Source organism: Nitratireductor aquibiodomus, from assembly GCF_900105565.1.
Lineage (GTDB): Bacteria > Pseudomonadota > Alphaproteobacteria > Rhizobiales > Rhizobiaceae > Nitratireductor > Nitratireductor aquibiodomus.
On sequence record NZ_FNSL01000002.1, the window covers coordinates 213,570 to 239,976 of the forward strand.

Genomic DNA, 26,407 nt, shown 5'->3' on the forward strand with positions numbered 1-26,407 from the left:
GGGTGGAGGGGAAAGGACCGGACATGACCTCGCGTATCGCACGCATTTTTTCCGCATTCGTTTTTTCATCGCTCTTCGCAACTGGCGCCGAGGCCCATCATGCCATGGGTGGAGAAACGCCCACGACCCTTTACGAAGGGCTGGTATCAGGGCTCGCCCATCCCGTGATCGGGCTTGACCATCTCGCCTTCATCGTCGCTGCCGGCCTCATTGCCGCTGTCGCCGGCATGAGCCTTTTCGCGCCGCTTCTCTTCGTCGCCGGTTCGCTGATCGGCGTCGGTCTGCACCTGATGCTGCTCGATCTGCCGGCGGCTGAAATCATCATCGCGGCAAGCGTTCTTGCCGGCGGCTGGCTTCTGGCGCGCGGCCGGGCGGTGGAGAATCAAATACTCGTCTTCGCGCTGTTTCTGGTGGTCGGCGTGTTCCATGGCTATGCCTTCGGCGAGGCCATTGTCGGCAGCGAGGAGACGCCGCTCATCGCCTATCTCGCCGGCCTCGCCGCAATCCAGAGCGCCATCGCGCTCGGCGCATATTTTCTGGTCCAGTCGCGTGGCTGGGCCATTGAGGCCATGCAGCCCCGGCTTGCCGGTGCCGCCATCCTTGGCGTTGGCGTGACCTTCCTTGCCGGGCATCTTGTCGGCTGAGCCGGCAAAATAGCGATGCGATCCCTTCATTTCGTTCTGGGCGGCGCGCGCTCCGGCAAGAGCCGCCATGCCGAGAGGCTGATCGAGGCCGCACCGGCGCCCTGGCACTACATCGCCACGGCGCAGGCCTTCGATGACGAGATGCGCGAACGCATCGCCATGCACCGCGCGCGGCGCAAGGAGGCGGTGGCGGGGGCGTGGCAGACGCACGACGCCCCGCTCGACCTGCCGGGTGTGCTTGAGGAACTACCGGCCCGCGAAACGGTTCTGGTCGATTGCCTCACCCTGTGGCTCAGCAACCTCATGCTGAACGACCATGATCCAAAGCCTGCCGCCGAGAGACTGCTTGCAGCCCTTGCCGCGAGAGAGGGAACCACGGTTCTCGTTTCGAATGAGGTCGGCTTCGGCATCGTGCCCGAAACGCCGCTCGGCCGCCACTTCCGCGACGAGGCGGGAATTTTGAACCAGAAGGTCGCTGCCACAGCGGACAACGTCACGCTGGTGGTGGCCGGCTTGCCCATGAAAGTGAAGTGACATGCGAGAGATCGACGCAAACGAAGCCGAGCGCCACAAGGCCAAGATGGCCAAACGCAAGGCGGTTCAGGATGCCGAAGTGCGCGACAAGACGGTCGAGAAAGGGCTTCTGATCGTCAACACCGGGCCGGGCAAGGGCAAATCCACCGCAGCCTTCGGTCTTGCGCTGCGCATGCTCGGCCATGGCCGCCGCGTGGGTGTCGTGCAGTTCATCAAGGGCGCCTGGCACTGCGGCGAGAAGGATGCCTTCGCAGCCTTCGGCGATCAGGTCTCATGGCACACGATGGGCGAGGGCTTCACCTGGGAGACGCAGGATCTGGCGCGTGACATCGCCGCCGCCGAGCGCGCGTGGGGAAAGGCCGAGGAACTGATGGCCGACCCGAGCATCGGTCTTGTCGTTCTCGATGAGCTGAACATCGCCCTGCGCTACGACTATCTCGATCTTGAACGCGTGGTGACCGCACTGACCGGGCGGCGCGACGACCTGCATGTGGTCGTGACCGGCCGCAACGCAAAACCGTTATTGACCGAGGCCGCCGATCTCGTCACTGAAATGGGGCAGGTGAAGCATCATTTCGCCGCTGGCGTGAAAGCGCAGAAGGGTGTGGAGTTTTAGGACGCCCTGCTTCGAGGTGGTGCGTGGTTCGACAAGAGATCAAACCAGTTGCCAAAGCCCCGCCGCCACCGCCACAAGCCCGATCAACAGCCCGTCTGCAATCCGGTAGAGCGTGAGCGCGCGGCGGATGTCGTGGGCATTGGCCGCCCGGCGGCCGCCATCTCCCATCACGGCGTCGTCCACCACCTCGCCGCCATAGCGGCGCGGGCCGGCAAGGGCGAGGCCGAGCGCGCCTGCCATGGCCGCTTCCGGCCAGCCCGCATTGGGCGAGCGATGATGGCGCGCATCGTGCCGCACCGCGCGCCATGCCGCTCCAGCCGAGGCGTCGCGCATGAAGAACGCTGCAGCAATGAAGAGAAACGCCGTCAGGCGCGACGCGGGCAGGTTGATCAGATCGTCGAAACGCGCCGCCGCCCAGCCGAAATGAAGGTGCCGCGCGGTCTTGTGGCCGATCATGGAATCACCCGTATTCGCGGCCTTGTAGAGCGCGCCGCCCGCCAGCCCGCCGACCGCCAGCCAGAACACGGGCGCGACCACGCCGTCGGAGCAATTTTCGGCAAGGCTCTCGATGGCCGCGCGCGAAACGCCGGCCTCATCGAGGCTTTCGGGATCGCGGCCAACGATCTGCGAAACCGCTCTTCGGCCTTCCGGGAGGCCGCCGACGTCGAGCCCGTCCGCCACCGCTTTCACATGGGTGGCGAGGCTACGCTGGGCGATCAGCGAACTGCCGGCAAGCGCGGCGACCAGCAGACCGGCCCAGCCGGAAAGAGCCGTCTGGATCAACCAGCCCGCCAGACCTGCAAGCATCAGAATGACGGCCAGCGAGAGCGCGCCATTCAGGCGGCGCGCACCCGGCGAAAGGGTTTCGACATTGCATCGCGCGTCCGCCAGCGCGATAAGACGGCCAATCCAGGTGACGGGATGACCGATCAGGCGAAAGAGCCGCTGCGGATAACCGATGGCGAGCTCGACCAGCATGGATGAAAGGGTGATCAGAATGGACATCAGGCCTCGACTGGCTGACCGGGCGACGGACAGGGTGACCGATCACGGCGGCAGTCTCGTACAGGCTTCGGCGCTCTTTCCGGATGCGCCTATGCCCTTTCTCGACCTGTCCACCGGCATCAACCCGAACCCCTATCCTTTTTCGCCCCTGCCTGCCAGCGCCGTCGAGCGCCTGCCCGAAGAGGTTGACATCGCCGCCCTGACGGAGCAAGCCGCCGCCTATTATGGCGCACCGTCTGCCGCCCATGTCATCGCCGCGCCGGGAACCCAGCTTCTCCTGCCGCTGGTCGCCTCGCTTCTGGAGCCCGGCCCAGCCCGCATTCTCGGTCCCACCTATGCCGAACACGCGCGCGCCGCCGCACTCGCCGGGCATACGGTCGAAGAGGTGGAGCGTTTCGATGCGCTTCATGGCGCGCGGCTTGCCGTGGTGGTCAATCCAAACAATCCCGACGGGCGGCTGATCGGCCGCAGCGAATTGCTCCATCTTGCGGAAAATCTGCGCCGCAATGGCGGTATTCTGGTGGTCGATGAGGCCTTCATGGATGTCGGCCCGCAGGCCGAGAGCCTCGCCGGCGATGTGGAAGCCGGCAACATCGTGGTGCTTCGCTCGTTCGGGAAGTTCTTCGGTCTCGCTGGCCTGCGTCTGGGGTTCGCACTTGCTTCGGAAGAGCTTGCGCAGAAACTTTCCGCATGGCTGGGCCCATGGGCAGTTGCAGGGCCGGCGCTTCATGCCGGGCTTGAGGCATTCGCGGACCGCGACTGGCAGAGCGCCATGCGGCGTGATCTCATCAAGGCGCGCATAAGGCTCGATGCCCTTTTCGACGACGCAGGACTGAAGATCGACGCCGGCACCGATCTCTTCCGCTTCCTGCGCCATCCCCACGCGTCAGAGCTCTTCGATTATCTGGGCCGCAACGGCATTCTCGTGCGGCGTTTCGCGGAGCGTTCCGATTGCCTGCGCATCGGCCTGCCGGGAGACAATCAGGCTTTCGAGCGCGTTCGTATGGTGCTGGAAAGCTGGCCCGGGAGCAGCCGGTGATGCTCTATGTCTGCCCCGCTTCGCATCTGGAACGCATGCTGAAAGCGACCGGCGCGCGGCACATGATCTCTTTGACATCGAGCGGTGAACCGCCCGCTCTTGACCAGATCGATACGGTTCCGAAACGTCTCCATCTGGCCATGCACGACATCACGGACCAGCGCCCGGGGCTGATCGCGCCGGCCTTGGATCAGGTCGAGCAATTGCTCGATTTCGCCCGCGACTGGGACTGGCGCTCGCCGATGGTCGTGCATTGCCATGCGGGCATCAGCCGCTCCACGGCCGCCGCCTATGTCATCGCCAATGCCTTCGTGCGCGAGATGGACGAGTTCGCCCTGGCGCGGATGCTGCGCGAGCGCGCCCCGAGCGCCACGCCCAATCGGCGCATCGTCGCGCTGGGCGACCGGCTGCTTGAGCGCGAAGGCCGGATGATCCGCGCGATCCATGAGATTGGCCGTGGTGCGGAAGCCTTTGCGGGCGAGCCATTCCACTACCCCGCCCGCTGAATGCGAAACAGGGCCCATTACGGAGCCTATTCTGCCGGCGTCCTGTTCGCCATGGCAGGTGTCTCCCAGCCATGGTCGCTGAGATCGGCAATGGTTTCGCCACTGTCGCGCCAGTCCTCAATCTCGGCCTCGCTCGCTTTCGGCGAGAAGAGCCCGGTATAGGCATAGGCAAGCCCGATCACCGGCGAAAGCCAGCAGGCGAAGGCGAGCGGAATGTATAACAGATTTACCAGTTGCCCATCGGAAACGCCGAGCGCCAGAGCGCTGATCACGAATGCACCGCCGGCATTCCATGGAATGAGTGGCGAGATCAACGTGCCGCCCTCTTCCACCGCGCGCGACAGGTTGAGTGTGGAATAGCCCATGCCGCGATAGACCGGTGCATACATGCGCCCGGGCAGCGCTATGGAAAGATAGGGATCGCCTGCGACAAGATTGGTTGCCATCGAGGTGCCCACCGCTGCCGTCTGAACCCCGGCAAAGCTTCTCACCTGCGTCATGATCGCCTTGATGATGGTTTCAAGGCAGCCGGTCTTCTCCAGCGCGCCGCCGAAGCCGAGCGCGATCAGCACCAGTGAAATCGTCCACATCATGGACTGGATGCCGCCGCGGTTGAGCAGCTGATCTATCTCACTCACGCCCGTGTCTATTTTGTAGCCGCTATTGGCATAGGTGAAGACATCATGCAGCCCCACGCCCTGCGCGATCATCGCCACAAGGCCGCCAGCCAGCACACCGGCAAAGAGAGACGGGATAGGCGGCATGCGCTTCACCGCCAGCGCGATCACCAGAACGGCCGGAAGAAGCAGCCAGGGCGAGATCACGAAATTTTCTTGCAGCGAAGCGGTGATCGCGGTGATCTTCTCGAATGATGCGCTGCCCGTTTCAATCAGACCATAGCCGGCAAAAAGATAGATCCCCAACGCAATCAGCATGGCAGGAAGGGTGGTCGGCAACATGTTCCTGATGTGCGAAAACACGTCGACGCCCGTCACTGCCGGCGCAAGATTGGTGGTGTCGGAAAGCGGTGAGACCTTGTCTCCGAAAAACGCACCCGAAACGACCGCGCCCGCTGTCCAGTAGGCCGGAATGCCAAACCCGGCACCGATGCCCATCAGCGCCAGGCCAACCGTCCCGACCGTGCCCCAGGAAGTGCCGAGCGAAAGCGACACGACGGCGCACAGAAGCATCGCCGCGGCAAGGAAAATCTCCGGCGAGAGAATGGTCAGTCCGTAATAGATCAGTGTTGGCACGGTGCCGCTTGCAATCCAGACACCGATGATCATGCCGACGGTGATGAGCACCGATACGGACGGCAGCGATACGTGGATGACGTGAAACACGCCCTTTTCGATATCCTCCCAGTCGAAACCGAGTTTGATGCCGACCAGCCCGGTAAGGGCGAGACCTATGGCAAGGGGCACATGGGGTGTGAAATCATCAAAATAGAAAAGCTGGACGCCAAGCACGATGAGCGTGAGCAGCACCGGCGTCAGCGCGAGCGGTAAGCTCGGCAGAGCCTTTTGCGGGGACGACATGTCTCTCTCCCATTGTTGTTCGTCGAGGGCGCGTTGACCGCGCTCTTGTTCATTTGACGATAACAGGAGTGAAAACCCGTTTGGTCTTAATTTGCCGCTATCAAGGTCTAATCGACCAAATATTCCATTTCTGATAGATCAGGTCATGGCTAAAACAGATTTCCGGAAGAGATTTTATTATCGATAAATTTATGTCTCGGCGAGAATTTCTGCGGCAATGCGGAAGGATTTCAGCCGTGCATCATGATCGTGGATCTGCCCCGTGATGATGATTTCGTCCGGCCTGTGGCGCGCCAGAAACGCGCTTAACGCCTCCCGCACGGTTTGCGGGCTGCCGGCCGCCGTGCAGGCAAGCGCCTGCGCCACGCCGGCGGCGATGGCGGGGTCGAAGGTTTCGACCACATTCTCCACGGGACGGGGCAGGGGCCCCGGTCGCCCGGTGCGCAGATTGGCAAAGGCCTGCTGCATGGACGTTTTAAGCAACTGCCCCTCCGCGTCCGTATCGGCGGCAAACACGTTGAGCGCCATCATGAAATGCGGCTTTTCCAAATGTTCGGAGGGGCGGAATGTCTGGCGGTAGACCTCAATCGCCTGTTCCAGCGCGGCAGGCGCGAAGTGCGAGGCGAAGGCATAGGGCAAGCCCAGATGTGCGGCGAGCTGCGCGCCATAAAGGCTCGATCCAAGGATCCAGACCGGCACATGCGTGCCCCGCCCGGGGATGGCGCGCACCTTCTGACCCGGCTCATCGTCACCCAGATAGGCGATCAACTCCATGACATCGCGTGGGAAGCCCTCACCATCGTCGAGCCCCCGCCGCAGGGCGCGGGCCGTGGCCATGTCGGTGCCCGGTGCGCGGCCAAGCCCCAGATCGATGCGGTCGGGATAAAGCGTGGCCAGCGTGCCGAACTGCTCGGCGATGATCAGCGGCGCGTGGTTGGGCAGCATCACACCTCCCGCACCCACGCGGATCGTCTTCGTGGCGGCGGCCACCTGCCCGATCAGGACCGAGGTTGCCGCACTGGCGATGCCCGCCATGTTGTGATGTTCGGCGAGCCAGAACCGGCGATAGCCCCAGCTCTCGGCATGGCGGGCAAGATCGAGCGTGTTCTGGAGCGCATCGGCAACGCTCGAACCGTCAGGGACAGGCGCCAGGTCGAGAACGGAAAAGGGGATCATGGGAGAACTCCGGGGAGGAAAATCACTCCCCGGCATATGGGGGCAATTTGCGCCGATCCAAGGGTGGCGTTTTCAATGGCCCCTGACGTCATGGGCAGAACACTGGCATACAGTCTTCAGATTGTTCCGATGCCCATTGCATTATCGCCGTGCGTGGTTCGACAAGCTCACCATGAGGAAAGCTTTGCCTGGCAATGAGCCTTGGGCGGAGACGGTGCAACGTTTTCATTCGCCAACCCCGCCCTCATGGTGAGCTTGTCGAACCACGCACCGCGATCCAATTCCCCCCGATGACGCCTTCCTTTGCCAGCGCTTCAATCTCGTCAGCGTCGAAGCCGCTCGCTTCCAGAACCGCCCTCGTGTCCGCCCCCAGCTCGGGCGCGGGATGGCGCAGGCGGCAGGGCGTGCCGCTCAACTTCACCGGAAAGCCCAGCATGCGGATCGGGCCGTGGTTCGGCTGGTCAACCTCGATCACCATTTCCTGCGCCTGCGTCTGCGGGTCGTTCAGCGCCTCGGCCAGGTTCTGCACCTTGCCGCAGGGCACGCCGGCGGCGTTGAGCCGCGCAATCCAAGCCTCCTGCGTGTCCCGGCCGACAGCCTGATTGATCATCTCGTTGAGTTCGGGGCGGCGGGCAAAGCGCTTGTCATTCGTGTCGTAGCGCGGATCCTCCATCAGGTGACCAAGCTCCAGCACATCGAGAAACCGCTTCAGGATCACGTCATTGGAGGGTGCAACGGCAATCTCGCCATCCCGCGCCCTGAAGAGACCATAAGGAGCCACCAGCGGGTGGTCGTTGCCGGTGCGGGCAGGCAGCTCTCCGGTGGTGAAATATTCCGACGCCAGATAGGCCATCATGCTGATCGCGCCATTTATCATGGCGCTTTCCACATGCTGGCCCGTTCCATTCAGATCGCGCGCGCGCAGCGCGCTCACAACGCCGAATGCACAGTAGAGGCCGGCCACGAGATCGGTGATCGGCTGCGCGACGCGCATCGGCTCCGTGCCTTCCGCGCCGTTCACGCTCATGAGCCCGCTCATCGCCTGGGCGATGAAATCGAAGGCGGGGCGGTCCACATAGGGGCCAGTCGAGCCATAGCCATTCACATTGGCGGTCACCAGCCTGGGGTTGAGCGCCTTCAGCCGCGCCTCGCCAAAACCCATCTTCGCCATCACGCCGGGGCGGAAATTGTCGATGAGGACGTCAGCGCCAGAGATCAGCCGCTCCAGCACCGCGCGGCCGCGCGCGCTATAGAGATCGATGACGACCGATTTCTTGTTGCGGTTGAAGCTTGCATAATAGGCGGAGAACCCGTCGCGCAGCGTGCCCTGTTCGCGGATCGGGTCGCCCTTGGCGGGTTCGACCTTGATCACCTCCGCCCCCATGTCGCCCAGCATCATGGTGCAGAACGGGCCGGAGAGAACCCGCGTCAGATCAATGACCCGAATGCCCTCAAGCGGCGCTTTTTTCTCGGTCATGTTCTCAGCCATTGGCGGTCGCAACGCTGTCCATGCTGGCGGTCTGGAGCCGCGGGCCCGCCTTCATCACCTGGCCGGGAAGCGTGCGCCCGATGATCGCTTCGGCTTCCTGCGCGACACCGATCAGTTTTTCGAGATCGACACCGGTTTCCACCCCGCATTCGCTCAGCATGTAGACGAGATCCTCCGTGCAGATATTGCCCGTCGCACGCGGCACGAAGGGGCAGCCGCCAAGGCCGCCAATGCTCGCCTCATAGCGGGTCACACCCTCCAGCAGCCCGGCATAAACACAGGCAAGCCCAACGCCGCGCGTGTTGTGGAAGTGCAGTGCGATGTCGGCTTCCGGCACCGCCTCTCTCAGCGCGCGGCAGCGCTCCTGCACCACGGGCGGCGTCGCCATGCCCGTCGTGTCGCCCAGCGAAAGCGTGGTAATGCCCATATCGCGATAGGCGCGGGCGATCTCCACCACGGAGGAGACCGGCACATCACCGTCGAAGGGACAGCCAAAGGATGTGGCAATCGCGCCATAGACCGGAATGTCCGCATCGCTTGCAATGCGCACGATATCGGCGAACCCTTCAAGCGATTGCGCACGGGTGCGGTTCACATTCTTCAGATTGTGGCTCTCCGAGGCCGACATGAAAACGACCATCGCATCGACACCGGCCTCGGCTGCACGGTCGGCGCCGCGCGCATTGGGCACCAGCGCGGTCAGCACCGCGCCTTTCGAGCGGTCGATGCCGGCCAGAACGTCTGCTGCATCCCGCATCTGCGGCACGGCGCGTGGCGAAACGAAGGACGTGACCTCCAGATGGCGGATGCCGGCATCGATCAGCCCGTTGACGAGCGCGATTTTCCTGTCCGTCGGCACGAATTGCGGCTCCGACTGCAATCCGTCGCGCGGTCCCACTTCGACGACGCTGACGCGCTCGGGGAACCCTTTCACAAGGTGGCCGGCTGGTGCTGTCACGATTTTTCCTCCCACCTGATTGCATCGGTAGACCGGATTGGTATACCGTCTTGCAAAGAACGGTCAATGCCCGTTCCAAAAATGGCGGACCGGAGGGCAGGGAGGCTTGTCCGGACCGCCGCACATGCAGGGAGGAGTGCCCGTCCATCATGGGTGAGGCTGCAAAAGACATGACTGAACAGCCGCTCGGTGAACGCGTGCTTTCGCGCATTCGCGCCGATGTGCTGTCGCTCAAGCTTGCGCCGGGCGAGGTCGTATCCGAACGATCGCTGGAAACCACCTATGGCGTTTCGCGCACCCCCATCCGGCAGGCGCTGGCGGAGCTGATCCGTGAAGGGCTCGTGGTGAAGGCCGAGCGGGGCTATGCCATCGCGCCCTTCGACCTGCAGCAGCTCGAAGAGATCTTTGAATACCGCGAAATCGTCGAGGACGCGGCGATCCGCCTTGCCTGCGAGCGGGCAAGGCCTGAGGAGCTGGACGCCATCCTGCGCACGGTCGATCAGGGGTTGAGCGACTTCACCCCTGACGACTGGTTCGAGGCGGGGCTCGACGTGCATGTGCAGCTTGCCGCCCTTTCGGGCAATCGCTTCCTGCGCGACGCGGTGCAGGATGCGGTCAACCGCACGATCCGCGCCCGCTGGCTGGTCGCGAGCTCGCGGGAGGCACGCGCCATCGCCCACCGCGAGCACAATGAAATCATAGCGCTTGTCCGGCAGCGGAAAACCGAGGAGGCCGCCGCCGCCATTCGCCGGCATGCGCGCGACGTGCGCGGGCAGATCCTGCAAGCGCTGGAGGATTCGCGCCGCCTTTTCGGCGCGCGCGGGTTTGTGGAAGGAGGCTGAGAGCGGACGTCAATCCGGTCTCGGACACTGGAATTTCGACTTCAATGAGGGAGGACTTGATGAAGAAACTTTCAAAGCTTTTTGGAGCGGCTGTCCTGTGGACGTCGCTTTCCGTGGCCGGTGCCACGGCTGCCGAGTGCATTGCGCCCGCCGATCCCGGCGGCGGCTGGGATTTTACCTGCCGCACCATCGGCAAGATGCTCTTTGACCAGAAGCTGGTGGACGCACCGGTGCAGGTCACCAACATGCCGGGCGGCGTGGGCGCGGTCGCCTATGCCAAGGTCATGTCGTCGCGCGCCGACGATGCGGAGCTGATGGTGGCAACTTCCACCGTGGGCGTCACTCAGATCGCGCAGGGCAAATATCCGGCAGACACATCGGTGATGCGCTGGGTGGCCATGCTCGGCACCGATGTCGGCGTGATCGTCGTGCCGAAGGATTCGGACTTCAAGACGCTTGACGATCTGGTGGCTGCGCTCAAGGAAGACCCGAGCGCACTTGCTGTCGCCGGCTCTTCCGGCGCTGGCGGCTGGGACCATATCCGCCTCCTCATGCTGGCGCAGGCCGCGGGCCTTTCGGGCGATGAGTACAAGCAGATCCGCTGGGTGCAGTTCGATGGCGGCAGCCCCGCCGTCACGCAGATGATCGGCGGGCAGGTTCAGGCGGTTTCCACCGATCTGGGCGAAATCGCCGGTTTTGTGGAATCGGGCGACATCCGCATTCTGGCAGCCCTCTCCGACGAGCGCATTCCCGCCTTCCCGGATTCGCCCACCGCAAAGGAACAGGGCCTTGATGTGACCGGCTACAACTGGCGCGGTTTCTACACGGGCGGCGAGGTCTCCGACGAGGGTTATGATGCCTGGGTCGAGCGCCTGCAGAAGCTCTATGACACGGACGACTGGAAAGAGACCGCCAAGGGCAACGGCCTTGTGCCGGTGTGGCGCGGCGGCGCGGAGTTCGAGGCCTATGTGAAGGACCAGTCCGAACAGATGCGCAAGATTTCCCAGGAGATCGGAGTCATCAAGTGACAGACAGGATCGTCGGCCTTTTTCTTCTGGCCATTTCGATCTGGTACGGCGTGACCGCGGGAGACTATGAGGCGAGCTTCGGCGACCCTCTTGGCCCCGCGGCCTTTCCCATCATGCTGTCCGTGCCCGCGGCCATCCTCAGCCTGACGATGATCATCCGCCCGGATGAGGAGCCGGCCTGGGTCACGGGCAAGCCGCTTCTGTTGCAGGTTGGAGCGGTCTCGCTTCTGCTTGCCTATGCGGGCTTTCTGGAGGTGCTGGGCTTTCCGCTTGCCACCTTCATCGCCGTCGCGCTTTTGGGGCGCATCCTGCGCAGCTCATGGCCGAAATCCATCGCTTCTGCGGCGATCATGAGCGCGTTCCTGTTTCTTGCCTTCGACAAGCTGCTCGGCCTGCCGCTGCCGCTTCTCCCAGAATTCGTGAGCTGATTTCATGGATATGCTCTCCGCCCTGGCGCAGGGTTTTGCGGTGGCAATCACGCCGACCAATCTGGCACTGGCGCTGTTCGGCTGCTTTGCGGGAACGCTGATCGGCGCGCTGCCGGGGCTCGGCCCCGTGAACGGCGTCGCCATCCTCATTCCGCTGGCCTTCTCGCTTGGGCTGGAGCCGACCTCGGCGCTCATCATGCTGTCATGCATCTATTATGGCTGCATGTATGGCGGGCGCATCTCCTCGATCATGCTCAACATCCCCGGCGACGAGCCGGCCATCATGACAACGCTCGACGGCTATCCCATGGCGCGAGCCGGCAAGGCATCCGAGGCACTCGCCATTTCCGCCGTCGCCTCCTTTGTCGGGGCAACCTTCGCCACGATCGGGCTCACGCTTTTCGCGCCACTTCTGGCCAAGGCCGCCATCTATTTCGGCCCCGCCGATTATTTCGCGCTCTATGTCATGGCCTTCGCCACCATTGGCGGCATCACCTCGGTCAATCCGTTCAAGACGCTGCTTGCCGCGTTCATCGGGTTGATGATCGCCACGGTCGGGCTCGACCCCGCCACCGGCACGGCGCGCTATACGGCCGGCTCCTTCCATCTCTATGACGGGTTCGACCCCATCGTCGCCATTGTCGGCCTGTTCGCCATTTCCGAAGTGCTGGTCTATCTGGAGCGCGTGCATCAGGGGCAGGAGAAAATGGTTCCACTCGGTCGCGCCCTGCCGCGTTTCAAGGACATGATGGCCGGCGGCTGGGCCAATCTGCGTGGCTCTGTCATCGGCTTTGTCTGCGGCATTCTGCCGGGCGCCGGCGCTTCGCTCGGCGCGTTCATGTCCTATATTGCCGAACAGCGCTGGAGCGCGAAGGACGGCAAGTTCGGCGAGGGCGATCCGCGCGGCATCGCGGCACCCGAGGCCGGCAACAATGCCGCGTCCGGCGGCGCGCTCATCCCTATGCTCACGCTCGGCGTGCCGGGCAGCGGCACCACAGCGGTCATGCTGGCGCTGTTGATCTCGCTCAACATCCAGCCCGGCCCGCTGCTCTTCGACCGGCAGCCGGATCTCGTCTGGGGCCTGATCGCCGCGCTCTACATCGCCAACATCGCCCTGCTCATCATGAACATTCCGATGATCGGGTTCTTCACGCGCATGCTCTCCATGCCGCAATGGGTGCTGATGCCCTTCGTCGTGATGGTCAGCTTTCTCGGTGTCTACTCGATCAGCCACTCCACCTTCGACCTGTTCGTCATGGTCGGGTTCGGGGTGATGGGCTACATCCTGCGCATGCTCGGCATCTCGCTGGTGCCGGTCATTCTGGGTCTGCTTCTGGGTGCGGACATGGAAAACAATCTGCGCCGCGCGCTTTCCATCTCGAACGGCGATTTCCAGATCCTGTTTTCAAGCCCCATCGCGCTGACGCTCTACGCCATCACTGCCACCATGCTCGGCCTCGCCTTCCTGCTCGCCTTCCGCGCACGCAGAAGGGCCCGCGCGACGGCGGGGTGAGACCCCATGTGTTGACAGGTGTCACCCGAAAACGACGGTCTTGTGCCCGTTCATCATCACCCGGTTTTCCAGGTGCAGCTTGACGGCACGGGCCAGAACCCGGCTTTCGATGTCGCGGCCCGTGGCGACGAAATCCTCAGCCGTCATGGCATGCGTCACGCGCTCGGTTTCCTGCTCGATGATCGGACCTTCATCGAGATCCGGCGTCACGTAGTGCGCCGTCGCGCCGATCAGCTTCACCCCGCGCTCATGCGCCTGATGATAGGGCTTTGCGCCCTTGAAGCTCGGCAAAAAGGAATGGTGGATGTTGATCACCTTGCCGTATAGCCGGTTCGAAAGCTCGTTGGAAAGCACCTGCATGTAGCGCGCGAGGATGACGAGATCCGCACCCGTCTCCTTGAACAGCTCGAGAAGCTTTGCCTCCTGCTCCGCCTTGTTGTCCTTTGTCACCTTCCAGCAGTAATAGGGGATGCCCTCCATCTCCGCCGTGCGACGTGAATCCTCATGGTTCGAGACGATGGCCACCACCTCGGCATCGAGCCAGCCGGCGCGGATCTGGTAGAGCAGGTGCAATAGCGCGTGATCGAACTTCGACACCATGATGATGATTTTCGGCCGCCGCGTCGTGTCGGCGATCGCCGTCTTCATGTCGAAACGCGCAATGGCCGGCTCCAGCGCCCGCAACAGCCCATCGCGCTCCACACCATTGGGCGCGGTCGCAGCGATGCGCATGAAGAAGCGGTTCGTCTGCCGGTCCCAGAACTGGTTGGATTCGGCGATGTTGGCACCAAGACCGGCAAGCTCCGTCGTCACCGCCGCCACGATGCCGGGGCGGTCTTCGCAGGTCAGATTGATGTGAAACGTCTTCTCGGTCATGGCGCGGCCTGAACTGATGGATTGCTGAGTGAATACCCGGGAGGGTGCCGGGGTTATACGCCATCGGGCCGGGATTGAAACTGCGTTAATGTCACGGCATGGAGAGCCGGTCAGCATTTCCCGCAAACTGGATTTTCACAGACCCGAAAGCCTGTATGCGGCTTTTCCAACGGGATCGCGTTGACGCTGTTGCGTCGCATGGACATGTTTTCGCCAACCGGCCAAAGAGCCGCCATTCCCGAGGAGACATCGATGCCCGCGACAGCACCGTTCTTCGCGCTCAATCACATGAGCGCGCCCAATCAGACGATTTCCGACTTTTTCGATCTCGCCGTTTCGCTCGGCATGAGGGGCGTGGAGATTCGCAACGACCTGCAGGGCAATGCCATTCTGGATGGCACGCCTGCCGCAGCTATGCGCCGGGAAGCGGAGGCGCGCGGCCTGCGCATTCTCTCCATCAACGCGCTGCAGCGCTTCAACGAATGGAACGACACCCGTGAGGAGGAAGCACGATCGCTGATTGCCTATGCGCGCGACTGCGGCGCCGAGGCGCTGGTGCTCGTGCCGGTCAATGACGGCACGGGACAGGCCGATGGCGAACGGCAGAACAATCTGCGGATCGCGCTCAAGGCATTGCGCCCGCTTCTGGAAGACGCCGGAATTGTCGGCCTGGTGGAGCCGCTGGGCTTCGAGATCTGCTCATTGCGGCTGAAATCGGAAGCCGTCGAAGCCATCGCATCGCTCGATGCCGCCGGCACCTTCCGGCTTGTGCACGACACGTTCCACCACACACTTGCCGGCGAGGACGAGCTGTTTGTCGCAGAGACGGGGCTCGTTCACATTTCCGGCGTCGTCGACGAGGCGCTTGCGGTTCGGGACATGCGGGACGGGCACCGCGTGCTGGTCGACAGAAGCGACCGGCTGGACAATGTCGGGCAGATATCAGCCCTGCTTTCCGGCGGTTTTTCGGGACCACTGTCGTTTGAGCCATTTGCCGAAAGTGTGCACCGGACTGCCGACCTGAAGAGAGACCTTGAGGAAAGCATGACGCATATCCGCGAGAATGCTCTCCAGCCACGCGCCTGAGGCGAAATGGAAAATGGAATTTCGCCTTGACGCAGCCACACAAAATAGAATAAATATTACATATTGGGCCCCTAACGGTTCCGGAATTCTATTTTATGGAGTGCCGGGCGGTTGAAAATTGAGGACTTCTGCCGTCCATCCCGATGGAGTTCATAAATTCACATTGCAGGATTCCGGCCAAAGCGGGTGCTGCCGGACACCCATCGTGTGGAGGAGCATTCAGATGAAAAAGCTTATGATGGGCGTTGCCGTTTCGGCACTGATGTCCACCTCGGCCATGGCCGAGACGGTCGGTGTCTCGATGGCTCTGTTCGACGACAATTTCCTGACCGTTCTGCGCAATGGCATGGTCGACTATGCCGACACGCTGGACGGCGTGGATTTGCAGGTTGAGGACGCGCAGAACGACGTCGGCAAACAGCTGAACCAGATCCAGAACTTCATCGCCTCGGGCGTCGATGCGGTCATTGTCAACCCGGTCGACACCGACGCCACCGTCGCCATGACCAAGGCAGCAGCCGATGCGGGCGTGCCGCTCGTCTTCGTCAACCGCGAGCCGGTCAATGTCGACGATCTGCCGGACAATCAGGCTTTCGTCGCATCCGACGAGCGCGAGTCCGGCACGCTGGAGACACAGGAAATCTGCCGTCTCCTCAAGGAGAAGGGCAAGGGTGACGGCGCGAAGATCGTCGTCATGATGGGTGAACTCTCCAACCAGGCAGCGCGCATGCGCACCCAGGATGTTCACGACGTGATCGCCACCGACGATTGCTCCTTCATGGAAATCGTCGAGGAACAGACGGCCAACTGGCAGCGCACCGAGGCAACCGACCTGATGACCAACTGGCTCTCCGCCGGCCTGGAATTCGACGCGCTGGTCTCCAACAATGACGAGATGGCCATCGGCGCTATCCAGGCCATGAAAGCCGCCAACATCTCCATGGAAGACATGCTCGTGGGCGGTGTCGACGCGACCCAGGACGCGCTGGCTGCAATGGCCGCGGGCGATCTGGACGTGACCGTGTTCCAGGATGCCGCCGGCCAGGGCAAAGGCGCGCTCGATGCGGCCCTCAGGCTCGCCAAGGGTGAAGACGTCGATCAGAAGGTGTATATTCCCTTCCAACTCGTAACGCCGGACAATATGGATCAGTTCACGACCAAGAACTGATTTTGTGGACCTGACGGCGGCGGCCGCAGAGCCGCCGCCATCCCGCCGGCCCGTGCCGGCTCCCCTTGGCGGAAAAAACGATGGCAAATCAGGCACAAGCAGTTTCCGACAGCGCCGCGGAAATGCTCCAGAAGCGTCCGCGCTCTCACGAATTGAATGCGTTGCTCGGCCTTGTCGGCATCGCTCTCATTTTCGAAATTCTCGGCTGGATTTTTCAGGGACAGAGCTTCCTGTTCAACACCCAGCGCCTTTCCATCATGATCCTGCAGGTTTCGGTGGTTGGCATCATCGCCATCGGCGTCACGCAGGTCATCATCACCGGCGGCATCGATCTTTCATCGGGTTCTGTGGTTGGCGCCACGGCGATGATTGCCATGAGTTTCGCGCAGGTGAGCACCTATCCGCGTGCAGTCTATCCGGAACTGACCGATCTTCCCGTCATCATCCCCATTCTGATCGGCCTTGCCTGCGGCATTGTCGCGGGCATGATCAACGGGCTGCTGATCGCCTTCACGAAGATTCCTCCCTTCATCGCCACACTTGGCATGATGGTGACGGCGCGCGGCATAGCCAAATGGTACACGAAGGGCCAGCCGGTCTCCTTCCCGACCGACAGTTTTGCAGCCCTCGGGCAGGGGATGACCCCGGTCTTCATCTTCCTGGCGATCGCGGCTCTTTTCCATGTGGCGCTCAAATATACCGTCTATGGCAAGCACACCTATGCCATCGGTTCCAACGAGCAGGCGGCGCGCATGTCGGGCATCAATGTCGAGCGGCATCTGGTGCTGGTCTATACGATTGCGGGTCTTCTCGCCGGTCTTGCCGGCATGGTGATCGCCGCCCGCGGACTGACCGCGCAGGCCGGCATGGGCGTCATGTATGAGCTCGACGCCATCGCCATGGCCGTTATCGGCGGGGTCTCTCTTTCCGGCGGACGCGGCTCCATCGTCGGAACGCTGATCGGTGCCGTCATCTTCGGCGTCATCATATCCGGCTTCACCTTCCTGCGGCTCGATGCCTACTATCAGGAAATGATCAAGGGCGTGATCATCGTCGCCGCTGTGGTGGCCGATGTGTACCGCCAGCGCATGCGGCCACGGTCGCGCTGAACCCCGGGAGGAACCAATGACAAACGCAGAACGCAAGGTCATCCTCAGAACCGAGGGTCTGACCAAGCACTATGGCGGTGTACACGCACTTCAGGACGCGGATTTCGAGCTCCTCGACGGCGAGCACGTGGCCATTGTCGGCGACAACGGTGCCGGAAAGTCGACCTTCGTGCGACAGATCACCGGCGTCGAGCGCCCGACCGCGGGCAGGATACTGTTTGAAGGGCGGGAGATGGATTTTCAGAACCCCGTCGACGCCCGCGAGGCAGGCATTGAGGCGGTGTTCCAGAATCTGGCGCTTGCCGACGATCTGGACGTGCCTTCCAACATCTTTCTTGGCCGGGAGGAAACCTATTTCAAACTCGGTCCGTTCAGCTTTCTGAACGAGAAGAAGATGTTCCAGCGCAGCCAGGAAGCGCTCGAGCAGACGGGTGTGAAAATCCCCAATCTGCACAACTCGATCGCCAACATGTCCGGCGGTCAGCGCCAGTGTGTCGCCATCAGCCGCGCGGCAAGCTTCGCCTCGAAGCTGATCCTCATGGACGAACCCACGGCAGCCCTTGGCGTGCAGGAAACGACGCAGGTGGAAAACATCATCCGTGGTCTGAAGAAACGCGGCATTCCGCTGATCCTCGTCAGCCACAATCTCAGACAGGTCTTCAATCTGGTCGACAAGATCTGGGTGTTCCGGCGCGGCCGCATCGCCGGCATGCTGGAAGCCGACAAGACGGACGGAAACGAAGTGGTCTCGCTGATTACCGGCGTGCAGTCCGGCGTCCACGAGAACGCCAGTTACATCTGAGACAAAACCTTCAGGAACCCAGACAGAAAGACCCTCTATGACCGTGAACTTCGCGCTTCTTGGTGCCGGGCGCATCGGCAAGGTGCATGCAAAAGCGATCGCCGGCAATGGGGACGCCCGGCTTGTCGCCGTTTCCGATGCCTTTGCAGAAGCCGCACAGACTGTCGCCGACACCTATGGCTGTGCGGTGCGCAGCATTGACGAAATAGAGGCCGACAAGAGCATCGATGCCGTTGTCATCTGCACGCCGACCGACACCCATGCGGATTTGATCGAGCGCTTCGCCCGCGCCGGCAAAGCCGTTTTCTGCGAAAAGCCCATCGACCTGAACCTTGCCCGCGTGAAGCAGTGCCTTGGCGTGGTGAAGGAAACCGGTGCCGTGCTGATGGTGGGTTTCAATCGCCGTTTCGACCCGCATTTCGCTGCCGTGCGCGCTGCCATCGACGAAGGCCATATCGGCCCTGTTGAGATGGTGCAAATCACCTCGCGCGATCCCGGCCCGCCGCCCATCAGCTACATAAAATCGTCGGGTGGCATTCTGCGTGACATGACGATCCACGATTTCGACATGGCGCGCTTCCTGCTGGGGGAGGAGCCCGAAACGGTGTTTGCCACCGCCTCCGTGCTGGTCGATCCGGCGATTGGCGAGGCGGGCGATTTCGACAGCGTGTCCGTCATCCTGACCACCGCCTCGGGGCGGCAATGCAGCATCTCCAATTCGCGCCGCGCCACCTATGGCTATGACCAGCGGATCGAGGTGCTGGGTGCGGCGGGCGCGATAGCTGCCGAAAACCAGCGGCCCGTTTCCATCGAGATCGCCAATGCGCAGGGTTTTACCCGCCCGCCGCTGCATGACTTCTTCATGACCCGCTACACGGAAGCCTATGCAGCCGAGATTGCCAGCTTCATCGCCGCCATTGTCGAGGGCAAGTCGGCGTCACCCTCGGGCGAGGACGGTCTGCGCGCGCTGGCGCTGGCCGATGCGGCGCTGCTTTCGATCAAGGAAGGTCGTGCGGTCAAGCTGTCGGAAATCCTCTGACAGGGAGTCAGTTGGCAAGCCAGCGTTCGGACAAGTGGGTTTTTGCCGCGCGCACGCTGGCCTGCAACCCGTCGCCCCGGGCAAGGCCGGCGGCGATGGCGCTTGCCAGCATGCAGCCAGTGCCACGCATCGTGCCAGGAAGACGCGGGCCCTCGAACCGCAGCGGCGGTTCCCCCGTCTGAAACAGCGTGTCCACGGCGCGCGCGCCTTCAGCGTGCCCGCCTTTCACGAGGAGAGCCTGCACCCCGCCTCCGAGTAAATGGCCTGCCTGTGCATGCAGATCCGCCGCGCTCGCCGTCTCTTCCTCTCCCGTCAGAATAGCCAGTTCGGGCAGGTTGGGCGTAACGAGGCTGCAAAGCGGCATCAGGCTTTCGTGCATGGTTTCAATGGCATCTTCGGCAAGCAGCGCCCGCCCGGACGATGATGCAAGAACGGGATCGAGAACCACCGGGAGAGGGGCCTGCTCACGCAAGACGGCCGCAACACGCTTCACGGTTTCGCAGCTCCCAAGCATACCGATCTTGATGGCTGCGACAGAGTTTGCCGAAAAAGCCGCACGGATTTGTGCTTCCACCAGATCTGGAGCACATAGGTCGACACTCTGTACCGTGTCATGCGTTTGCACCGTCACCGCTGTGATCGCGAGGCAGGCTTTCACGCCAAAGGCAGCAAGCGTCTCGACATCCCGTGCAACCCCCGCCCCGCCCGAGGAGTCCGAACCGGCAATCACAAGCACATGCGCCATGCTCACCGCCATTGCGCGGTGGCCGCCAGCCATTCGCGTGTGCGTGTTTCCGGATCGGCATTGAGCGTGATGTCGGTCACCACGGCAGCGCTATCCGCCCCTGCCGCAAACACGCCGGGAAGCCGCTCCGGGTTCAGGCCGCCGATCGCCACAAGCGGTACACTGCCCACACGCTTTCGCCAGTCGGCCAGCCGCTCGAGCCCCTGCGGGTTCCATTTCATCTTCTTCAGAATGGTCGGATAGACCGGCCCGAGCGCGACATAGTCCGGCTTCGCGGCGAGGGCCGTGCGCAGTTCCGCCCCGTCATGGGTGCTGATGCCGAGCTTCAGCCCCGCCGCGCGGATCGCATCGAGATCGGCCTCAGCCAGATCTTCCTGCCCCAGATGGATGAAATCGCAGTCCGTCTCGATGGCCAGCCGCCAGTGATCATTCACGATAAGCTGGCAATCGTGTTCGGCACAGATGTGCTTTGCCTCGATGATTTCTTCGCGAAGCCCCGCTACATCCATCTCCTTGATGCGCAACTGCACGAGCTTCACGCCAAGGGGAACGAGCCGGGCGATCCACGCCGCACTGTCGACGATCAGGTAAAAGGGGTCGAGTTTCATTCAAACACCGCCTTGCCGATCACCGGCGTTGAGGGGACGGCCATGTCGCGCGGCTCCAGCGGCCCGGCCAGAAAGGCCTTTCGCCCCGCTTCCACAGCTCCGCCAAAGGCCTCTGCCATCGCCACAGGGTCACCCGCTTTCGCCACGGCCGTGTTTAATAGAACGGCGTCAAACCCGAGCTCCATCACCATGGCCGCATGCGATGGGCGTCCGAGCCCCGCATCCACGATCAACGGGATATCGTGAAAGGCTCCACGCATGGCCCGAAGCCCATCCACATTGATCGGCCCCCGCGCCGAGCCGATGGGCGCGCACCAGGGCATAAGCACCCCGCATCCCGCCTCTAGCAGCCTTTCCCCAACCACCAGATCGTCGGTCGTGTAGGGAAACACCCTGAAACCATCATCGCTCAGGATGCGCGCGGCCTCGACAAGGCCGAACACATCCGGCTGGAGCGTGTCGTGATTTCCAATCACCTCGAGCTTGATCCATTCCGTGCCGAAAAGCTCTCGCGCCATCCGCGCTGTGGTCACCGCCTCTTTCACCGAATGGCAGCCTGCCGTGTTGGGCAGAACACGCACGCCGAGCTCGCGGATCAGCTCCCAGAACCGGCCGCCCGTGCGGTTGCCCGCCATCTCGCGGCGCAGTGACACGGTCACGACCTCGCAGCCGCTTGCCCGCACCGCATCCGCCATGATGGCGGGGGAGGGGTATTGCGCGGTGCCAAGCAGAAGCCGCGAGGACAGGGTTTCGCCATAAAGCTCCAGCATGTCAGCCTCCCTGCATGGGCGAAAGGATCTCGATCCGGTCCCCGTCTTTGAGCGCGCACCGGCTTCGTTCCGCTGCCGGAACGATCTCGCCGTTGCGCGCGGTGGCGAGAAAATCGGGCGCATAGTCCAGTTCATCGAGCAGGGCAGCCAGCGTTGCTGCTGTCACCTGCCGCTCTTCGCCATTAACCGTGAGCTTCATCGAACACCTCCACGCATTCGTTCAGAATGAGGGTGGCCGCCTCACGCGCCATGGCCGGCGAGAGCAGGAAACCATGGCGGTAGAACCCGTTCACGCTGATGCCCTCCGGCGTGCGCTTCACACGCGGCAGATTGTCGGGATAGGCGGGCCGCACGCCGGCACCCGTCTCCACGATCTTCGCCTCGGCAAAGGCCGGATGCAGGCTGTAGGCCGCGTTGAGCAATTCCATCATCGAGCGGGCGCTGATCGGCCCATCGTCATCGCTCTCGATCATCGTCGCGCCCACCATGAAATGGTGATCCGCACGCGGCACGATATAGACCGGTATGCGCGGATGAAGCAGCCGCACCGGGCGTGACAGGTTGATCTCCTGCGTCCTGAGAATAAGCATCTCACCCCGCACCCCGCGCAGCTCCGGATCCGCCGCCGCCATGCCGGTGCAATCGGCAATCCTGTCCGCCTCGACCTCCATTTCGCAGACGAAACGAACACCGGCCTTCCTCAACCCCTCGGCAAGCGCCGTCAGCGCCCGCCGTGGGTCAAGATGGGCCTCGCCGGGAAAGAAAAGCCCGCGGCGAAACCGGCCCGCAAGATCAGGCTCCAGCGCGGTCACCGCTTCGCCCTCCAGCCATTCATTTCCGGCAGTGCGCGCGGCGAAGCGGTCGAGCTCCGCCCGGTCCCGCGCCGGCGCGACAACGAGCGTTCCATTGCGCAGCAGATGGCCGGGAAGGGTGGCCTCCCACCAGTCTGCCGCGCTCTTTCCGAGCGTGAGCACCGGCTCCTCCGCGCTCTCGCGCTCACACCACGGTGCCAGCATCCCGCCGGCCAGCCACGAGGCGCTGCCCGCCGGGCCGGAGCGGGTGTCGCACACCGTCACTCGCACACCCGCCCGCACCAGCTCATGCGCCAGCGTGAGGCCGGCGACGCCCGCCCCACGAACAAGGACATGCATGGATCACTCCCCGGGCTCGACCACCTTTTCCAGCGGCATGTAGAGATCGCCGCCCTCGCGGAACTTCTCCGCCATCTTGGCCATGCCCTCTTTCTGCGCCTCGGCGCGGATGTCGTGGGAAATGCGCATGGAGCAGAATTTCGGCCCGCACATGGAGCAGAAATGCGCCACCTTGTGCGCTTCCTTGGGCAACGTCTCGTCGTGGAAGTTGCGCGCTGTCTCGGGATCAAGCGAGAGGTTGAACTGGTCCTCCCAGCGAAACTCGAAACGCGCCCGCGAAAGCGCATCGTCGCGGATCTTCGCTGCCGGATGCCCCTTGGCCAGATCCGCCGCATGGGCCGCGATCTTGTAGGTGATGACGCCGGTCTTCACATCGTCGCGGTCGGGCAGGCCCAGATGCTCCTTCGGCGTGACGTAGCAGAGCATGGCCGTGCCGAACCAGCCGATCATTGCCGCGCCAATGCCGCTCGTAATGTGGTCATAGCCCGGCGCAATGTCGGTCGTGAGCGGCCCGAGCGTGTAGAAGGGTGCCTCGCCGCAAACATCGAGCTGTTTGTCCATATTCTCCTTGATCTTGTGCATCGGCACATGGCCGGGGCCCTCGATCATCACCTGGCAATCCTTCTTCCAGGCGATCTGCGTGAGCTCGCCCAGCGTCTCCAGCTCGGCAAATTGCGCGGCGTCATTGGCATCGGCAATGGAGCCCGGACGCAGGCCATCGCCCAGCGAGAAGGACACATCATAGGCGCGGCAGATGTCGCAGATTTCCTCAAAATGCTCGTAGAGGAAGCTCTCCCTGTGGTGATGCAGGCACCACTTGGCCATGATCGAGCCGCCGCGCGAGACGATGCCCGTCACCCGGTCGACCGTCAGCGGGATATAGTGCAGCCGCACGCCCGCATGGATGGTGAAATAGTCGACGCCCTGCTCGGCCTGCTCGATCAGCGTATCGCGGAACACCTCCCAGTTCAGATCCTCGGCAATACCGTTCACCTTCTCCAGCGCCTGATAGATCGGCACGGTGCCGATGGGCACGGGCGAGTTGCGGATGATCCATTCGCGGATGTTGTGGATGTTGCGGCCGGTGGAAAGGTCCATCACCGTGTCGCCGCCCCAGCGCGTCGCCCACACCATCTTGTCCACCTCCTCGGCCATGGAGGAGGTGACCGCCGAATTGCCGATATTGGCGTTGATCTTCACAAGGAAATTGCGGCCGATGATCATCGGCTCGGCTTCCGGGTGGTTGATGTTGGCGGGGATGATCGCCCGGCCCTTCGCCACTTCGTCGCGCACGAATTCCGGCGTCACGAAATCGGGGATCGCGGCACCAAAGCTCTCGCCATCGCGCACCAGCGCGGCCTTCGCCTGCTCGCGGCCAAGGTTTTCGCGGATGGCGATATACTCCATTTCCGGCGTGATGATGCCGGCCCGCGCATAGGCAAGCTGCGTGACTGCCTTGCCGTCCCTGGCCCGCAGCGGCTGGTGGCGCGTCGGGAACTCAGGCGTCAGCCGGTCACCGGAAACAAAGCCATTGTCCTCCGGCTTCACATGGCGGCCTTCATAGGCCTCCACATCGCCGCGCGCCTTCACCCAGGCCTCGCGGATGCGCGACAGGCCCTTGTCGATCTCGATCAGCGCATCCGGATCGGAATAGGGACCGGAGGAATCGTAGACGGTCACCGGCGGCTCGCCGGCGCTCGGGTGCACGGCGATTTCGCGCATGGGCACGCGAATATCGGGATGAAGTGTGCCGGATTTGTAGATCTTGCGCGATGCCGGCAACGGGCCGGTTGTCACTTTCGGAGCGATAGCATCCATGGGTCAGAGCCTCCTCTGCGTGTTCAGCAATGGAGACCCAGTTCGTGCCGAGAGGAGGAAGAGCGCTGACGATCCGCTATGGATATGGATTTCGGCTCGAAGGAGCCAGCGACCCGCCAGGCATGCACCATCCCTACGCCAGTATGAACTGGATCAGGTTCATCGGGTCACTGCGCTGCATGGAAAACCATGCCCAGCAGAATCTCAGCCCCTTGGCGGGACCCCCCAGGTGAGGCCGCAAGGTGAGTGAAGAGGGGCACTCTTGTCAAGCACCCATGTCAGATGCCGGGGGACACGTGTGGGAAAGTCCGGCTTGGAGGGTTGAAACCGCAACCCTCCACCCTCGAAACCCCCTTCTCCCAGCAAGCGGGGAGAAGGAGGATGGTCGCAACCGCAATACTGTTGTCGAGATCCTATGCGCTTGCCTCAACGCGCGCTTTCGCGCCGGAAATGGTCGGCAGGCTTTCGCCGGCGTCGATGCGCTTCAGAAGCTCGACTTCACGCGCCTGCATCTGGATGGCGCGGTCTGCCACCATGTCCACTTCGTCGGGAGACAGGATCAGCACGCCGTTTTCATCGGCCAGCACCGCATCGCCCGGATTGACCACCACGCCGCCAACGCTGACGGGGATGTTCATTTCGCCCGAAACGCCCAGCAGCTTGGTGGTGATGGGCGAGGGGCCCCGGCACCACATGGGGAAACCGTGACGCTCGAAATCGGCAACGTCTGTCGCCGGCCCGTCCACCACCGCACCGGCGGCCTTCTTGCGGGCCGCCGTGTGGGTGATGACACCGCCCCAACAGGCGTGGCGTGTGTCGCCGGCACGATCGATGATCACGAAATCGCCGGGCCGGATATGGTCCATCGCGTAATGCAGGAGCGTGCTGTCGGCATGGGGCAGGCGCAGGGTCACCGCCGTTCCAGCAGCCCGCACCCTGGGCAGCATGGAGCGGATGCCCGTGTCGAGGAAGTTTGCGTGCAGAAAGTGGCCGACCGTGGCGGTCTCCACCTGCATCAGCTTGTCGATCTTGGCCTGTGCCAGCTGCTCCGGCATCGAATTGACCTGGTACATATGCGTATTCCTTATGCGACGACGTGATGATCTGCGACCGGCATGGAGCTGCGGATTTTTGCTGCGTAATCCGTGTCGATCGTTGCGCTTGCATGGCCGACGCGATCCGAGCAGTTGGCAATGGTCACGCCCCATGGATCGATGATCAGAGAGTGGCCGAAGCACAGCTTTTTGCCTTCGTCATGCCCGAAGATCTGTGCCGATGCGGCTACATAGGACTGGGTCTCGATGGCGCGGGCGCACAGAAGCTGTTCCCAATGGTCCTTGCCGGTCTGCAGCGTGAAAGCGGCGGGCAGGACGATCACCTCGGCACCCTTGTCACGCAGTTTGCGGAAGAGCTCCGGGAAGCGCAGATCGTAGCAGATGGCGCAACCGATTTTCACGCCTTCCAGCTCGTAGACGACCACGTCCTCGCCGCGCTTCATCGTGTCGGATTCCAGATAGCTCTGGCCGCCCGGAACCTTCACGTCGAAGAGATGGATCTTGCGATAGCGGGCAATCTCCTTGCCCTGCCGGTCGAACACGATGGTCGTGTTGTAGCACTTCTCGCCCGCAGCCTCGGCCATGGAGCCGGCGTGAATGTTCACTTTCAGTTCGGCGGCCAAAGCCGACATGGCGCGATAGGCTTCGCCGTCCGGAAAGGTTTCCGCATTGGCGCGACGGCTTTCCACGGTGCCGCCCATATAGGTGAAAGTCTCGGGAAGAACGACGAGATCGGACTTGTCCTCGGCAACGGCCTTTCGGACGAACGCTTCCGCATCAGCAATGTTCTTTGCCTTGTCGTCCTGCGAGTTCATTTGAATGACGGAGATTTTCATAAGTATCCCTTGCTTTGGAGTTTGATTG

28 protein-coding genes and 1 riboswitch are annotated in these 26,407 nt (G+C 62.8%); of the genes, 14 read left to right on the top strand and 14 right to left on the bottom strand.

What is annotated here, in order from left to right; translation table 11 throughout:
* Positions 1-23 precede the first annotated feature (23 nt).
* Genes BLW55_RS20160 through cobO form a run of 3 tightly spaced genes read left to right on the top strand, consistent with a single transcriptional unit; the run spans position 24 to position 1,794 of the window.
* Positions 24-644: a HupE/UreJ family protein gene (locus tag BLW55_RS20160; protein ID WP_090330187.1), complete on the top strand. Its 621-nt coding sequence runs from the start codon at positions 24-26 to the stop codon at positions 642-644.
* Between the two features lie 15 nt (positions 645-659).
* Positions 660-1,178 (top strand): bifunctional adenosylcobinamide kinase/adenosylcobinamide-phosphate guanylyltransferase, encoded by a 519-nt coding sequence (gene cobU / locus BLW55_RS20165; protein WP_090330188.1) that lies wholly within the window; start codon positions 660-662, stop codon positions 1,176-1,178.
* A 1-nt stretch (position 1,179) separates the two neighbouring features.
* A complete protein-coding gene (gene cobO, locus BLW55_RS20170) occupies positions 1,180-1,794 on the top strand; it encodes a cob(I)yrinic acid a,c-diamide adenosyltransferase (protein ID WP_090330189.1) in 615 nt (204 codons plus the stop codon).
* A 39-nt stretch (positions 1,795-1,833) separates the two neighbouring features.
* Here the strand turns inward: cobO and cbiB are convergent, their stop codons facing one another.
* Positions 1,834-2,799 carry an adenosylcobinamide-phosphate synthase CbiB gene (cbiB, locus tag BLW55_RS20175; protein ID WP_090330190.1) on the bottom strand — a complete coding sequence of 322 codons (966 nt, stop codon included), beginning with the start codon at positions 2,797-2,799 and terminating at the stop codon, positions 1,834-1,836.
* Between cbiB and cobD the strand changes: the two genes are divergently transcribed.
* Together cobD and BLW55_RS20185 are read left to right on the top strand one after the other, a co-directional pair.
* Complete coding sequence (gene cobD, locus BLW55_RS20180) at positions 2,792-3,838, top strand: threonine-phosphate decarboxylase CobD (RefSeq protein WP_090330191.1); 1,047 nt, start codon at positions 2,792-2,794, stop codon at positions 3,836-3,838. The two genes, cbiB and cobD, sit on opposite strands and share 8 nt — an antisense overlap.
* On the top strand, positions 3,838-4,344 hold the full coding sequence (locus BLW55_RS20185) for a tyrosine phosphatase family protein (RefSeq protein ID WP_090330192.1): 507 nt from the start codon (positions 3,838-3,840) through the stop codon (positions 4,342-4,344). The genes cobD and BLW55_RS20185 overlap by 1 nt, the downstream gene beginning before the upstream one ends.
* A 26-nt stretch (positions 4,345-4,370) precedes the next feature.
* Here BLW55_RS20185 and nhaC read toward each other — a convergent pair whose 3' ends face one another.
* The 4 genes from nhaC to BLW55_RS20205 form a co-directional block, all read right to left on the bottom strand.
* Positions 4,371-6,017: a Na+/H+ antiporter NhaC gene (gene nhaC, locus BLW55_RS20190; protein WP_483143538.1), complete on the bottom strand. Its 1,647-nt coding sequence runs from the start codon at positions 6,015-6,017 to the stop codon at positions 4,371-4,373.
* Positions 6,018-6,071: 54 nt separating this feature from the next.
* Positions 6,072-7,058, bottom strand: a complete 987-nt coding sequence (locus BLW55_RS20195) for an LLM class flavin-dependent oxidoreductase (RefSeq protein WP_090330194.1) — start codon at positions 7,056-7,058, stop codon at positions 6,072-6,074.
* A 244-nt stretch (positions 7,059-7,302) separates the two neighbouring features.
* On the bottom strand, positions 7,303-8,535 hold the full coding sequence (locus BLW55_RS20200; RefSeq protein WP_090330241.1) for a CaiB/BaiF CoA transferase family protein: 1,233 nt from the start codon (positions 8,533-8,535) through the stop codon (positions 7,303-7,305).
* A 4-nt stretch (positions 8,536-8,539) separates the two neighbouring features.
* Entirely contained in the window at positions 8,540-9,505 is a 966-nt protein-coding gene (locus BLW55_RS20205) for a hydroxymethylglutaryl-CoA lyase (RefSeq protein WP_090330195.1), read from the bottom strand.
* Positions 9,506-9,654: 149 nt separating this feature from the next.
* Here BLW55_RS20205 and BLW55_RS20210 point away from each other — a divergent pair, with 149 nt between their 5' ends.
* Genes BLW55_RS20210 through BLW55_RS20225 form a run of 4 tightly spaced genes read left to right on the top strand, consistent with a single transcriptional unit; the run spans position 9,655 to position 13,316 of the window.
* Positions 9,655-10,347: a GntR family transcriptional regulator gene (locus tag BLW55_RS20210; RefSeq protein WP_090330196.1), complete on the top strand. Its 693-nt coding sequence runs from the start codon at positions 9,655-9,657 to the stop codon at positions 10,345-10,347.
* Between the two features lie 59 nt (positions 10,348-10,406).
* Complete coding sequence (locus BLW55_RS20215) at positions 10,407-11,375, top strand: Bug family tripartite tricarboxylate transporter substrate binding protein (RefSeq protein ID WP_090330197.1); 969 nt, start codon at positions 10,407-10,409, stop codon at positions 11,373-11,375.
* Positions 11,372-11,803: a tripartite tricarboxylate transporter TctB family protein gene (locus tag BLW55_RS20220; RefSeq protein ID WP_025031717.1), complete on the top strand. Its 432-nt coding sequence runs from the start codon at positions 11,372-11,374 to the stop codon at positions 11,801-11,803. The genes BLW55_RS20215 and BLW55_RS20220 overlap by 4 nt, the downstream gene beginning before the upstream one ends.
* A gap of 4 nt (positions 11,804-11,807) precedes the next feature.
* A complete protein-coding gene (locus tag BLW55_RS20225) occupies positions 11,808-13,316 on the top strand; it encodes a tripartite tricarboxylate transporter permease (protein ID WP_007007240.1) in 1,509 nt (502 codons plus the stop codon).
* Positions 13,317-13,337: 21 nt separating this feature from the next.
* On the opposite strand, the gene purU is transcribed toward BLW55_RS20225, so the two are convergent.
* Entirely contained in the window at positions 13,338-14,192 is an 855-nt protein-coding gene (gene purU, locus BLW55_RS20230) for a formyltetrahydrofolate deformylase (RefSeq protein ID WP_090330198.1), read from the bottom strand.
* 252 nt (positions 14,193-14,444) lie between these two features.
* Between purU and BLW55_RS20235 the strand changes: the two genes are divergently transcribed.
* The 5 genes from BLW55_RS20235 to iolG all read left to right on the top strand — a co-directional run bounded on the left by BLW55_RS20235 (position 14,445) and on the right by iolG (position 19,396).
* Positions 14,445-15,278 (top strand): TIM barrel protein, encoded by an 834-nt coding sequence (locus BLW55_RS20235; RefSeq protein WP_177175153.1) that lies wholly within the window; start codon positions 14,445-14,447, stop codon positions 15,276-15,278.
* A 223-nt stretch (positions 15,279-15,501) separates the two neighbouring features.
* Positions 15,502-16,446 (top strand): sugar ABC transporter substrate-binding protein, encoded by a 945-nt coding sequence (locus tag BLW55_RS20240; RefSeq protein WP_007007237.1) that lies wholly within the window; start codon positions 15,502-15,504, stop codon positions 16,444-16,446.
* A 122-nt stretch (positions 16,447-16,568) separates the two neighbouring features.
* Positions 16,569-17,555: an ABC transporter permease gene (locus BLW55_RS20245; RefSeq protein WP_333782879.1), complete on the top strand. Its 987-nt coding sequence runs from the start codon at positions 16,569-16,571 to the stop codon at positions 17,553-17,555.
* Positions 17,556-17,571: 16 nt separating this feature from the next.
* Complete coding sequence (locus BLW55_RS20250; RefSeq protein WP_090330200.1) at positions 17,572-18,357, top strand: ATP-binding cassette domain-containing protein; 786 nt, start codon at positions 17,572-17,574, stop codon at positions 18,355-18,357.
* A gap of 37 nt (positions 18,358-18,394) precedes the next feature.
* Positions 18,395-19,396 (top strand): inositol 2-dehydrogenase, encoded by a 1,002-nt coding sequence (gene iolG / locus BLW55_RS20255; RefSeq protein WP_090330201.1) that lies wholly within the window; start codon positions 18,395-18,397, stop codon positions 19,394-19,396.
* Positions 19,397-19,403: 7 nt separating this feature from the next.
* On the opposite strand, the gene thiD is transcribed toward iolG, so the two are convergent.
* The 8 genes from thiD to BLW55_RS20295 all read right to left on the bottom strand — a co-directional run bounded on the left by thiD (position 19,404) and on the right by BLW55_RS20295 (position 26,379).
* Complete coding sequence (gene thiD, locus BLW55_RS20260) at positions 19,404-20,141, bottom strand: bifunctional hydroxymethylpyrimidine kinase/phosphomethylpyrimidine kinase (RefSeq protein ID WP_244509190.1); 738 nt, start codon at positions 20,139-20,141, stop codon at positions 19,404-19,406.
* Between the two features lie 2 nt (positions 20,142-20,143).
* Positions 20,144-20,749 (bottom strand): thiamine phosphate synthase, encoded by a 606-nt coding sequence (locus BLW55_RS20265; RefSeq protein ID WP_090330203.1) that lies wholly within the window; start codon positions 20,747-20,749, stop codon positions 20,144-20,146.
* The gene (locus tag BLW55_RS20270; protein ID WP_090330204.1) at positions 20,746-21,519 is read right to left on the bottom strand and encodes a thiazole synthase; all 774 of its coding nucleotides are present in this window, start codon (positions 21,517-21,519) and stop codon (positions 20,746-20,748) included. Before BLW55_RS20270 ends, BLW55_RS20265 begins: the two co-directional genes overlap by 4 nt.
* Position 21,520: 1 nt before the next feature.
* Entirely contained in the window at positions 21,521-21,718 is a 198-nt protein-coding gene (thiS, locus tag BLW55_RS20275; RefSeq protein ID WP_090330205.1) for a sulfur carrier protein ThiS, read from the bottom strand.
* Complete coding sequence (thiO, locus tag BLW55_RS20280) at positions 21,702-22,670, bottom strand: glycine oxidase ThiO (protein ID WP_090330206.1); 969 nt, start codon at positions 22,668-22,670, stop codon at positions 21,702-21,704. The genes thiS and thiO overlap by 17 nt, the downstream gene beginning before the upstream one ends.
* A gap of 3 nt (positions 22,671-22,673) precedes the next feature.
* Positions 22,674-24,488: a phosphomethylpyrimidine synthase ThiC gene (gene thiC / locus BLW55_RS20285; RefSeq protein ID WP_090330207.1), complete on the bottom strand. Its 1,815-nt coding sequence runs from the start codon at positions 24,486-24,488 to the stop codon at positions 22,674-22,676.
* A 112-nt stretch (positions 24,489-24,600) separates the two neighbouring features.
* Positions 24,601-24,726, bottom strand: a riboswitch (TPP riboswitch).
* Positions 24,727-24,901: 175 nt separating this feature from the next.
* A complete protein-coding gene (locus tag BLW55_RS20290) occupies positions 24,902-25,561 on the bottom strand; it encodes an RraA family protein (RefSeq protein WP_007007227.1) in 660 nt (219 codons plus the stop codon).
* An 11-nt stretch (positions 25,562-25,572) separates the two neighbouring features.
* The gene (locus tag BLW55_RS20295) at positions 25,573-26,379 is read right to left on the bottom strand and encodes a carbon-nitrogen hydrolase family protein (protein ID WP_007007226.1); all 807 of its coding nucleotides are present in this window, start codon (positions 26,377-26,379) and stop codon (positions 25,573-25,575) included.
* Between the last annotated feature and the right edge of the window lie 28 nt (positions 26,380-26,407).

Bases quoted from the DNA above. Each gene is read 5' to 3' on its own strand.
- BLW55_RS20160 (WP_090330187.1), top strand. From the start codon at position 24: ATGACCTCGCGTATCGCACGCATTTTTTCCGCATTCGTTTTTTCATCG.
- cobU (WP_090330188.1), top strand. From the start codon at position 660: ATGCGATCCCTTCATTTCGTTCTGGGCGGCGCGCGCTCCGGCAAGAGC.
- cobO (WP_090330189.1), top strand. From the start codon at position 1,180: ATGCGAGAGATCGACGCAAACGAAGCCGAGCGCCACAAGGCCAAGATG.
- cobD (WP_090330191.1), top strand. From the start codon at position 2,792: ATGGACATCAGGCCTCGACTGGCTGACCGGGCGACGGACAGGGTGACC.
- cbiB (WP_090330190.1), bottom strand. From the start codon at position 2,799: ATGTCCATTCTGATCACCCTTTCATCCATGCTGGTCGAGCTCGCCATC.
- BLW55_RS20185 (WP_090330192.1), top strand. From the start codon at position 3,838: ATGCTCTATGTCTGCCCCGCTTCGCATCTGGAACGCATGCTGAAAGCG.
- BLW55_RS20195 (WP_090330194.1), bottom strand. From the start codon at position 7,058: ATGATCCCCTTTTCCGTTCTCGACCTGGCGCCTGTCCCTGACGGTTCG.
- BLW55_RS20200 (WP_090330241.1), bottom strand. From the start codon at position 8,535: ATGACCGAGAAAAAAGCGCCGCTTGAGGGCATTCGGGTCATTGATCTG.
- BLW55_RS20210 (WP_090330196.1), top strand. From the start codon at position 9,655: ATGGGTGAGGCTGCAAAAGACATGACTGAACAGCCGCTCGGTGAACGC.
- BLW55_RS20215 (WP_090330197.1), top strand. From the start codon at position 10,407: ATGAAGAAACTTTCAAAGCTTTTTGGAGCGGCTGTCCTGTGGACGTCG.
- BLW55_RS20225 (WP_007007240.1), top strand. From the start codon at position 11,808: ATGGATATGCTCTCCGCCCTGGCGCAGGGTTTTGCGGTGGCAATCACG.
- purU (WP_090330198.1), bottom strand. From the start codon at position 14,192: ATGACCGAGAAGACGTTTCACATCAATCTGACCTGCGAAGACCGCCCC.
- BLW55_RS20235 (WP_177175153.1), top strand. From the start codon at position 14,445: ATGCCCGCGACAGCACCGTTCTTCGCGCTCAATCACATGAGCGCGCCC.
- BLW55_RS20240 (WP_007007237.1), top strand. From the start codon at position 15,502: ATGAAAAAGCTTATGATGGGCGTTGCCGTTTCGGCACTGATGTCCACC.
- BLW55_RS20245 (WP_333782879.1), top strand. From the start codon at position 16,569: ATGCTCCAGAAGCGTCCGCGCTCTCACGAATTGAATGCGTTGCTCGGC.
- BLW55_RS20250 (WP_090330200.1), top strand. From the start codon at position 17,572: ATGACAAACGCAGAACGCAAGGTCATCCTCAGAACCGAGGGTCTGACC.
- iolG (WP_090330201.1), top strand. From the start codon at position 18,395: ATGACCGTGAACTTCGCGCTTCTTGGTGCCGGGCGCATCGGCAAGGTG.
- thiD (WP_244509190.1), bottom strand. From the start codon at position 20,141: ATGGCGCATGTGCTTGTGATTGCCGGTTCGGACTCCTCGGGCGGGGCG.
- BLW55_RS20265 (WP_090330203.1), bottom strand. From the start codon at position 20,749: ATGAAACTCGACCCCTTTTACCTGATCGTCGACAGTGCGGCGTGGATC.
- BLW55_RS20270 (WP_090330204.1), bottom strand. From the start codon at position 21,519: ATGCTGGAGCTTTATGGCGAAACCCTGTCCTCGCGGCTTCTGCTTGGC.
- thiS (WP_090330205.1), bottom strand. From the start codon at position 21,718: ATGAAGCTCACGGTTAATGGCGAAGAGCGGCAGGTGACAGCAGCAACG.
- thiO (WP_090330206.1), bottom strand. From the start codon at position 22,670: ATGCATGTCCTTGTTCGTGGGGCGGGCGTCGCCGGCCTCACGCTGGCG.
- thiC (WP_090330207.1), bottom strand. From the start codon at position 24,488: ATGGATGCTATCGCTCCGAAAGTGACAACCGGCCCGTTGCCGGCATCG.
- BLW55_RS20290 (WP_007007227.1), bottom strand. From the start codon at position 25,561: ATGTACCAGGTCAATTCGATGCCGGAGCAGCTGGCACAGGCCAAGATC.
- BLW55_RS20295 (WP_007007226.1), bottom strand. From the start codon at position 26,379: ATGAAAATCTCCGTCATTCAAATGAACTCGCAGGACGACAAGGCAAAG.